We start from the raw sequence: 8,474 nt of genomic DNA, 5'->3' as shown, positions 1-8,474 counted from the left end.
GCTCTCCGCCATGCGGGCCGCGACCAGCCGTCGGCGCGGCCACAGGCGGCTGCCGGTATGCGACGCGGCGCCGTCGCTCACCACCAGCACCCGCACCCGCGTGCCCCGGTTGACGAGCGCGCGGATCAGCCCGGCCGCGCCGATCACCTCGTCGTCGGGATGCGGCGCCACGATCAGCGCGGTGCATGGCCGACCCAGCCTCAATCTCATCGCCACGGCCGCCTCACAGCGCGGGTGTCAGCAGGCCATCGGCCACCGCCCGCCCCACCCGCAGCCGCTGCGCGTCGGGCGCGGGCTGGCGCAGGTAAACGGCAAGGTCGGTCAGCGTCGTGGCGAGCGGGTGCGAGAGGAAGTGCCCCTGCAGCCCCACCGCCGCCTGCGCCAGCGCGATCGCCCGTTCGCCCAGATCGGCTACCGCCAGCCGCGCCGAGGCGACCCGCGCCAACCGCACCTCGCCCTCCTCCTCATACCAGCGCCAGGCGACGTGTCGCACCGCCCCCGCCGCCGCATCCGCCAGCGCGAACAGATCGGCCAGCCGCGCCGCCTGGAAAGGATCGCCAGCGCGGCCCGTGGCAAGGAGGTGGTCGCGGGCATGATCGAACAGCGCCGCGATCCCCCCGGCATGGACCGCGACGAAACGAAGCGCGCCGCCACTGAACCATGGCTCGCGCGCATAATCACCGGGCGCGCCGATCAGGTCGTCGTCGTCGAAGGGCGCATCGTACCACCGCACCTGATGCGTTTCCGATCGCGCCATGCCGGTCGTGCGCCACCAGTCGCGGTCGATCGCCGGCGGAGTGCGCGTGAGATCGAGCAACAGCAGGCGCGATCCGTGCGGCGTATCGGCGGACACCAGCGCATGGGTGAGCACGCCCGCGCCCGAGGCATAGCTCTTGCCGCCGTTCAGTCGCCCCTCGTCCGCGACCAACGGCTCGTCCGACAGGGCAGCGTTCCACACGCCCAGCATCGCGCCCTGCGCCACCGCCGCCCGCAACCGCGCGGCCTGCGGCGGGGTGGAATAACGCAGCACGATCTGCACCGCATCGACATGGCCTTCCAGCAGCCGGCCGAGCGGCAGGGCGCGCCCCCCGGTCGCATGAAGCGTGCGGAGCAGCGTCAGGTACGCATCGGACGAGACCGGATCGGGGGCCGGCGCCGCCGCCCAACCGGCCTCCGCGATCGCCGCGCGCAGCAGTGCCTCCATCGCGATCATGCCGCCTGCTCGCATCGGGTGTCGCACAACGCCGCCAGCGCCGCCTCCGCCTCCGGCAGCGGCACCAGCCCCCGGCAATGCGGTGCCACCGGCACGATCCGCATCGCGAACGCCTCCGCATTGGGGCAGTCCCGGCCGACACCGAGGACATGGTCCGCCGTCAGCCCGAGCGCCTGCCCCAGCGCCTCGCACGCCGGCGGGCTGGCGAGCGCGGCGAAACTGGCGCGAGCCAGCGCGTGCGCACGATACTGCCACGCCGCGGACAGCGGGTGGAGCACATGCGGCACATCTCCCGCGTCGATTCCGCGCAGGGCCGCCGCCAGCCCGCCCGGCGCGCGCCCGTGCCGGCGCGACGAGGTTTCCACCACCATCGCCGCATCCCGCCGCACGCGCAGCCCGGCGCGCGCCGCATCGTCCAGCGCGGTCGCATCCTCGCCCGAGGGGATCGGGCGGAAGCCGTCGATCGCGCGATAGGCGGCCGCGCGGAACGCTAGGTTCGCGCCGCCCGAGAAATGGTGCCCGCCGCCATCCCACGGCACCGGATCGATCGTCCGACGGTAGCCGTGCAGCGCATCGTAATACGCCTCGATCCGCCCCTGCAGCGCATCGCCCGCCCCGCCCGCGCGCACGATCCGCCCGGCGGCGACATCGGCGTGGGCAAGGGCGCGCACGGTCGCCTGCAGCCAGTCACCGCGCGGGCGGCTGTCGGCATCGGTGGTGAGCAGCAGGCCGTCCTGGCCGGCATGGCCCAGCCCCGCCGCCATCGCCGCGCGCCGTGCCCGCCCGGCGTTGGCCTCGCCCCCGCCGGTGCCCGTGCCGATGACGAGACGGAATGGAAAGTCGTGCGCCGTCGCGTGCAGCAGGCGCTCGCTGCCATCGCTGCAATCGTCGAGGTAAATGACGGCGACGGGATCGGCGCCGGCCGTGTCGAGCGCCGCCAGCGCCGCCAGCAGCGCCGGCAGCGATGCCGCCTCGTTGCGGGCGGGAATGCAGATCGACACGGGGATCGGAGCTGGCATCGGCGACTTCCTGTCGGAGCATCCGACCCAATGGCTGATATTCGTTTGTTTCCAGCTGATTGCAACGCCCGATCGGCACGGCCGGGCCCGCCGCCGCATCACGCGGGTTGCACCCGCACCGCCCCCTCGCGCACAGGGGGCGACGGAAGGAATGCCATGACCCTGCCTCACGTCGACACCCCCACCATCGCCATCGCCGACAGCGACGACCGTTTTCCGGTCCGTCGCATCTTCTGCGTCGGCCAGAATTATGCCGATCACGCGCTGGAAATGGGCGGGGATCCGGCGCGCGCCGCTCCGTTTTTCTTTGCTAAACCGGCGGATGCGGTGGTGGCCGATGACGCGACCGTGCCCTTCCCCCCGCGCACGCACGACCTGCATCACGAGGTGGAACTGGTGGTGGCGCTGGCCGAGGGTGGCGCCAACATCGCGCCCGAGGCGGCGGCGGCGCTGATCTGGGGCTATGCGGTCGGCATCGATCTCACCCGTCGCGATCTTCAGGCGGAGGCCAAGACGGCGGGGCGACCCTGGGACATGGCCAAGGGCTTCGACAATTCCGCGCCGATCGGCCCGCTCGTCGCCGGCGCACCCCCCGCGACCGGCGCGATCGGGCTTACCGTGAACGGCGAGACCCGGCAGCGCGGCGACCTGTCGCAGATGATCTGGGACGTGAACGAGATCATCGCCACGCTCTCCACCTTCGTCACCCTGCGCGGCGGCGACCTGATCTTCACCGGCACCCCCGCCGGCGTCGGCCCGATCCGCCCGGGCGACGAGGTGTGCGCCACGATCGACGGCGTGGGCGCGGTGACGGTGCGTCTCGCAGGCTGAGGCACCCCGGAGTACTACCCGGCCTTGTACGGCGGGCTGTCGCGCCTTCCGTGGGTGGCCGCCGCTATGAGCGACGGCAATGTATCGGTCGCGGCAATGTCGTTGGTCGCGCGCCGCGCGGCCCGATAGCTCAGGGGCAACCGATCGGTGGCGCGCGCAATCCCGCCCGACGCGCCGGTCGATCCGCCTGGAGGATGAGCCGATGACCGACGCCGTGCCCGAAAGCCTGAACGCCCGCTTCGCCGCGCTGCATGCCGAGCGCTTCGAAAGCTGGGAGGCGGAAAAGCTGGCGAAGAACATCGCGCAACGCGCCGCGCTCGTTGCCGCCTTCGATCCGGCGGCGGTAGTGCAGGCGGGCGATACGCTGCCGCCGTTCACGCTGGCCGACGACGAGGGCCGCCCGCTGTCGCTCGACGATCTGGTGGCGGACGGGCCGGCGGTACTGGTCTTCTTCCGCTTCGCCGGCTGCCCGGCCTGCAACCTGGCGCTGCCTTATTACGACCGCCAGCTGCGGCCGGCGCTGGACGCGGCCGGCATCCGCCTCGTGGCGATCAGCCCGCACCTGCCCGAACAGGGCCTCGGCGAGATCCGCCGGCGCCACGCGCTCGGCTACACCGTAGCATCCGATCGCGACAACCGGCTGGGGCGTGCGCTTGGCATCACCTTCTCGCGCGGCGAGGTGCCGGAGGGTCAGCCGACGCCGGGCTGGATCGGCGCGCTGACCGGCACCGGCACCGCCGAGTTTCCGCAACCGGCCGTGATCCTGATCGATCGGGATCGCACGGTGCGCTTCGTCGCCGTCAGCCCCGACTGGCTGGACCGTACCGAGGCACCGGAGATCCTCGCCGCCGTGGCCGGATTGAAGGTACGCGAGGCAGCCTGAGCCATCGGGCCCGCCCGGCGCGGCGGCCTCATCCCCGCGCCAGCCGCGCCGCCGCCCGCGCGTCGACCGTCGCCATCCTCGCGGTATAGCCCGCCATTGCCGCGTGCAGGGCGGCCACGAGCGCCGGATCGGCGTCGTCCGGCCGGCCGGCGTAGGGCGGCTCCGGCGCATATTCGATCTGCAGCTGGATCGTCCGCGCGCGTTCCTCGCCTTCCAGCAGGGTGACGAGGCGCAGGGCGAAGTCGATCCCGGCGGTCACCCCGCCGCCGGTGATCCGATCGCGGTCCACCACCACGCGCGCATCCACCGGCGTCGCGCCGAAACCGGCGAGCCGGTCGCGCGACATCCAGTGGCTGGTGGCGCGATAACCCTCCAGCAGGCCCGCCGCCGCGAGGACGAGGCTGCCGGTACAGACCGCCGTGACCGCCCGCGCGCCCTCCGCCTGCCGCCGGAGGAAGGCAAGCAGCGCCGCATCCTCCATCGCCGCCAGATGCCCCGGCCCGCCCGGCACCACGATCACGTCGAGCGCGGGGCAATCGGCGAAGCCGATGGTCGGCACGGTGGCGAGGCCGCCGCTCGCGCTGGCGACCGGATCGAGGCTGTCGGCGACGAGGTGACAGCTGGCCCCGTTCAGGCGGGTCAGCACCTCCCACGGGCCGATCAGGTCGAGCAAGGTGATACCGGGAAACAGGATGAAGCCGATGTGCAGCGGCGGTGCATCCGGGGTCGTCATGGTTCGCGCTCCCCACGTGATAACGCCGGCCACGCATCGCGCGGCCGGCGTTTTATTTCAACCCGACGGAGTCAGAGGTCGGCGTAGAGTGGCTCGTCGGCGATCAGGATGCGTTCGAGCAGGCGGGGAAAATCTCCGTAGTTGCGCACCGCATAATGCACCGCCGCGCGATTGTCCCAGAAGGCGACCGAGTTCGGCCGCCAGGAGAAGCGGACCTGGAATTCGGGCCGCTTGTACTGGCGCAGCACCTCGTCGAGCAGTTCGCGGCTTTCGGCGAGATCGAGGCCGAGGATCTGCGGCTTCTGCGTCAGGTTCGCCCACAGGATCTTCTGGCCCGTCTCACGGTGGGTCCGCACGATCGGGTGGGCGACGACCGGATAGTCGTGCCCGCCGGCGGTGAGCGCGGCGCGGAAATCATGCGTGACGTGGCGCCCTTCCAGCCGCGTCTTCACCTCGGCCGGCAAGCCTTCGTAGGCGAGGTTCGCATCGACCCAGATGGTGTCGCCGCCCACCTCGGGCAGGGTCACCGCGCGCAGCACCGCACCCCATGTCGGCACCAGGCGCCAGCTCGTGTCGCTGTGATAGCCGTCGCCGTCCTTCACGTCGCGGCGGCGCTTTTCATATTCGGCCTGCTCCAGCGCGGAGATCCTGTGGATCTGCGCGATCTTGTCGTCCGCCCTGGTGCTGGGGTGGGTGTAGAGCGGGCCGAACTGGCGGGCGAAGGCGGCGTGCTGGTCGTTGTCGAGCGGCTGATCGCGGAAGAACACCACCTTGTGTTTCAGGATCGCCGCCTTGATCGCATCGCGCTGTGCCGGCGCGAGCGGACGGCGCAGATCGACGCCCTCGATCTCGGCCCCGATCGTGGGCTGGAGCGGACGAACGACGATCTCGCCGGCGGTATCGCGATCGAATATCTCTGCAGGAGCCGTGGACATGACAGTCACCTCATCTTGGCGCGAACGGCGCGTGAATGGTGATGACGGTGTAGGGCCGATCCAGCCTCCAGTTTAATGAGTAAGGCCGGATCGCATATTGTTTGTCCTCATGCAGGCGGCGCCCTTCCGCGCGCAGGAGCCGGCGGCGTCTCGCCGCGCTGCCAGATCCTGCCACGCGATACTTGCGCCGTTCAGCCGGCGCGGTTGTGGGTGGGGCTGTCGATCGCCTGGCCGTACAGGATGCGCCGTTCCTTGTCGCTCGGCCCGGCCCCTGCCGGGGCGGCGGGGTTGATCCGCTCCGCCAGCGCATAGGCGCGTTCCACCGCCGGGCGGGCGCGGATCGTCTCCAGCCACCGCTTCACGTTCGGAAACGCCTCGATATCCTGACCGAACCGCTCGTACGGCACCGCCCACGGGTAGCTGGCGATATCGGCGACGCTGTACGCCTCGCCCGCCAGCCACGGCCGGTCGGCCAGCCGCTTGTCCAGCACGCCGAAGAGCCGGCCGGTCTCCTTGCGGTAGCGGTCGATCGCATAGGGGATCTTCTCGGGCGCGGCGGTGGCGAAATGGCCGGCCTGCCCCGCCATCGGCCCCAGCCCGCCCACCTGCCAGAACAGCCATTGCAGCACCTCGGCCCGCCCGCGCGGATCGGCCGGGATCAGCTGCCCGGCTTTTTCGGCGAGGTAGAGCAGGATCGCGCCGGACTCGAACAGCGGGATCGCTGGCCCGCCGTCGGCCGGTGCCCGGTCGACGATGGCGGGAATGCGGTTGTTCGGCGCGATGGCAAGGAAATCGGGGGCGAACTGCTCACCCCTGCCGATGTTCACCGGCAGGATGCGATAGGGCAGCCCGGTCTCCTCGAGGAAGATCGAGATCTTGTGGCCGTTCGGCGTGGTCCAGTAATGCAGGTCGATCATGGCGTCTCTCCGGCGGGGGCGGGCCACCCATGTAGGGCGTGGCGAGCGAAACGACAGTCGAGGATTGCGCGGACGACCGATCTGCGTCGCTCATCGATCGCGCGGCATTGGTATTCGTCATCGGTCAGTTGAGGAATACCCGTTCGTCGCGGCACGGCGGCGGCCGTATTCGGGCGACATTCCCCGTCCGGAGATTTCAACATGGCCCGTTCGCCTCACCTCAAGCTCGGCTTCATCCTCCACGGCGTAGGCCGCACCTGGAACGACTGGCGCCACCCGGATCGCGACGTGAACGCCAGCACCAGCTTCGCCGAGTACAAACGGCAGGCGCAACTGGCCGAACGCGGCCGCTTCGACTTCCTGTTCGTGGCGGACAGCCTTTCGATCAACGAGAAGTCCAGCCCGCACTATCTCAACCGGTTCGAGCCGATCACGATCCTGTCCGCGCTGGCCGGCGCCACGTCCCGCATCGGCCTCGTCGCCACGCTGACGGTGAGCTATTCTGAGCCGTTCAACGTCGCCCGCCAGTTCGCCTCGCTCGATCACATCAGCGATGGCCGCGCCGGGTGGAACGTGGTGACATCGTGGCTCGGCGATACCGCCGCCAACTTCAGCAAGGCCGAGCATCCCGCCCACGACGTGCGCTACCGCATCGCCGCCGAATATCTCGATGTCGTGCAGGGCCTGTGGGACAGCTGGGAGGATGGCGCGCACGTGGCCGACAAGGCGAGCGGGCAATTCGTCGATCCGGCAAAGCTGCACCGGCTGGATCATGCGGGCGAGCATTTCCAGGTGCGCGGTCCGCTCAACATCAAGCGCACGCCGCAGGGCCAGCCGGTGATCTTCCAGGCCGGCGCCTCGGAGGACGGCCGCAGCTTCGCCGCGCGCCGCGCCGATGCGATCTTCACCCACGCCCCCACCCTTCAGGACGGGGTGGACTATTATGCCGACGTGAAGGCGCGCGCCGCCGGCTTCGGCCGCGATGCCGATCAGGTGCTGGTGTTGCCCGGCATCACGCCGATCATCGGCGACACGGACGCGGCCGCCGAGGAGAAATATCGCGAGCTTGCCGCGCTTGAGTCGCTGGAAACGGGGTTCGGCATGCTGTCGCGCACATTCAACGACCATGACTTCCGGCACTATGATCTCGACGGGCCGTTTCCCGATGTGGCCCATATCGGGCGCAACAGCCAGCAAAGCGCCTCCAACCGGATCCTCGCCGAGGTGCGCGCCGAAAACCTGACGCTGCGACAAGTGGTGGAGCGGCTGGCCACCCCGCGCGGCGCTTTCGTGGGATCACCCGAGACTGTGGCCGACACCCTGCAGCGCTGGTTCGAGCAGGAGGCCGCCGACGGCTTCGTGGTGTTCGAGCCGCTGCCCGGCCAGCTCGACCTGTTCGTGGAGAAGGTGATCCCGATCCTGCAGGCGCGCGGGCTGTTCCGCACCGACTATGAGGGCACCACCTTCCGCGACAATCTGGGGCTGCACGAACCGGCCAACCGCTACACCGCCGCGCGCGGGGCACGGGCGGCCGCCTGAGAGGCCGACCAAGCTCCGACGCTGACACCTGTCCTTTCGGGACGGGATGGCCCAGCCGTGCGCGCTCCCGTGTCGAGCGACACCGAGATACGGAGGGTCACGTGCGCGGTCCGCCCCGCGACTTCGCTCGGGGATGAAAGTGGAAATCCGGGTTCCACCTCTCATGAGGCGCCGCGCGACGATCGGCGGTCGCCCGGCCAACACCGCCTTTCAGACGCTAAACAGAAACCGCCATCGCGTTTCTCTATCTTTTCGATAGAGTATTGGCGTGAAACCGGTCAGGCATCATCGCATCGTCCGCCCAAGGAGCACGGCGGCGGTCGGCAGCGGAACGCGGGGTGGCATGGCGGCGATGGCGCCCGCACTGCCCTGGCGGTGGCGTCCGGTGCCTCCGTCGCCAGGGC

9 protein-coding genes are annotated in these 8,474 nt (G+C 70.4%); 3 read left to right on the top strand and 6 right to left on the bottom strand.

Annotated features, from left to right (window positions below; genetic code table 11):
- From FOY91_RS19790 to FOY91_RS19780, 3 genes are all read right to left on the bottom strand, one after another.
- Window positions 1-210 (bottom strand): PIG-L family deacetylase (locus FOY91_RS19790; RefSeq protein ID WP_145155570.1); only part of this gene is annotated, 210 nt, incomplete at its 3' end.
- A 13-nt stretch (window positions 211-223) separates the two neighbouring features.
- Window positions 224-1,213, bottom strand: coding sequence for an acyl-CoA dehydrogenase family protein (locus FOY91_RS19785; RefSeq protein WP_203234642.1), 990 nt, complete (start codon window positions 1,211-1,213; stop codon window positions 224-226).
- Window positions 1,210-2,232: a glycosyltransferase family 2 protein gene (locus FOY91_RS19780; protein WP_145155568.1), complete on the bottom strand. Its 1,023-nt coding sequence runs from the start codon at window positions 2,230-2,232 to the stop codon at window positions 1,210-1,212. Before FOY91_RS19780 ends, FOY91_RS19785 begins: the two co-directional genes overlap by 4 nt.
- A gap of 156 nt (window positions 2,233-2,388) precedes the next feature.
- Here FOY91_RS19780 and FOY91_RS19775 point away from each other — a divergent pair, with 156 nt between their 5' ends.
- Both FOY91_RS19775 and FOY91_RS19770 read left to right on the top strand, forming a co-directional pair.
- Entirely contained in the window at window positions 2,389-3,063 is a 675-nt protein-coding gene (locus tag FOY91_RS19775; protein ID WP_145155566.1) for a fumarylacetoacetate hydrolase family protein, read from the top strand.
- 202 nt (window positions 3,064-3,265) lie between these two features.
- The gene (locus FOY91_RS19770) at window positions 3,266-3,946 is read left to right on the top strand and encodes a peroxiredoxin-like family protein (protein ID WP_145155564.1); all 681 of its coding nucleotides are present in this window, start codon (window positions 3,266-3,268) and stop codon (window positions 3,944-3,946) included.
- 28 nt (window positions 3,947-3,974) lie between these two features.
- On the opposite strand, the gene FOY91_RS19765 is transcribed toward FOY91_RS19770, so the two are convergent.
- The 3 genes from FOY91_RS19765 to FOY91_RS19755 all read right to left on the bottom strand — a co-directional run bounded on the left by FOY91_RS19765 (window position 3,975) and on the right by FOY91_RS19755 (window position 6,531).
- Window positions 3,975-4,679 (bottom strand): DJ-1/PfpI family protein, encoded by a 705-nt coding sequence (locus FOY91_RS19765; RefSeq protein ID WP_145155562.1) that lies wholly within the window; start codon window positions 4,677-4,679, stop codon window positions 3,975-3,977.
- Window positions 4,680-4,750: 71 nt separating this feature from the next.
- A complete protein-coding gene (locus FOY91_RS19760; protein ID WP_145155560.1) occupies window positions 4,751-5,614 on the bottom strand; it encodes a TauD/TfdA dioxygenase family protein in 864 nt (287 codons plus the stop codon).
- Between the two features lie 191 nt (window positions 5,615-5,805).
- Window positions 5,806-6,531, bottom strand: a complete 726-nt coding sequence (locus FOY91_RS19755; RefSeq protein WP_145155558.1) for a glutathione binding-like protein — start codon at window positions 6,529-6,531, stop codon at window positions 5,806-5,808.
- 201 nt (window positions 6,532-6,732) lie between these two features.
- On the opposite strand from FOY91_RS19755, the gene FOY91_RS19750 reads away from it, so the two are divergent.
- The gene (locus tag FOY91_RS19750) at window positions 6,733-8,070 is read left to right on the top strand and encodes an LLM class flavin-dependent oxidoreductase (RefSeq protein WP_145155556.1); all 1,338 of its coding nucleotides are present in this window, start codon (window positions 6,733-6,735) and stop codon (window positions 8,068-8,070) included.
- The last annotated feature ends 404 nt before the right edge of the window (window positions 8,071-8,474 follow it).

The sequence above is a fragment of the Alterirhizorhabdus solaris genome, from assembly GCF_007785815.1.
Lineage (GTDB): Bacteria > Pseudomonadota > Alphaproteobacteria > Sphingomonadales > Sphingomonadaceae > Alterirhizorhabdus > Alterirhizorhabdus solaris.
This window is presented reverse-complemented; position numbering and strand designations above follow the sequence as displayed.

Excerpts from the sequence above, each read along its gene's own strand:
- FOY91_RS19785 (WP_203234642.1), bottom strand. The coding sequence starts at position 1,213 with ATGATCGCGATGGAGGCACTGCTGCGCGCGGCGATCGCGGAGGCCGGT.
- FOY91_RS19780 (WP_145155568.1), bottom strand. The coding sequence starts at position 2,232 with ATGCCAGCTCCGATCCCCGTGTCGATCTGCATTCCCGCCCGCAACGAG.
- FOY91_RS19775 (WP_145155566.1), top strand. The coding sequence starts at position 2,389 with ATGACCCTGCCTCACGTCGACACCCCCACCATCGCCATCGCCGACAGC.
- FOY91_RS19770 (WP_145155564.1), top strand. The coding sequence starts at position 3,266 with ATGACCGACGCCGTGCCCGAAAGCCTGAACGCCCGCTTCGCCGCGCTG.
- FOY91_RS19765 (WP_145155562.1), bottom strand. The coding sequence starts at position 4,679 with ATGACGACCCCGGATGCACCGCCGCTGCACATCGGCTTCATCCTGTTT.
- FOY91_RS19760 (WP_145155560.1), bottom strand. The coding sequence starts at position 5,614 with ATGTCCACGGCTCCTGCAGAGATATTCGATCGCGATACCGCCGGCGAG.
- FOY91_RS19755 (WP_145155558.1), bottom strand. The coding sequence starts at position 6,531 with ATGATCGACCTGCATTACTGGACCACGCCGAACGGCCACAAGATCTCG.
- FOY91_RS19750 (WP_145155556.1), top strand. The coding sequence starts at position 6,733 with ATGGCCCGTTCGCCTCACCTCAAGCTCGGCTTCATCCTCCACGGCGTA.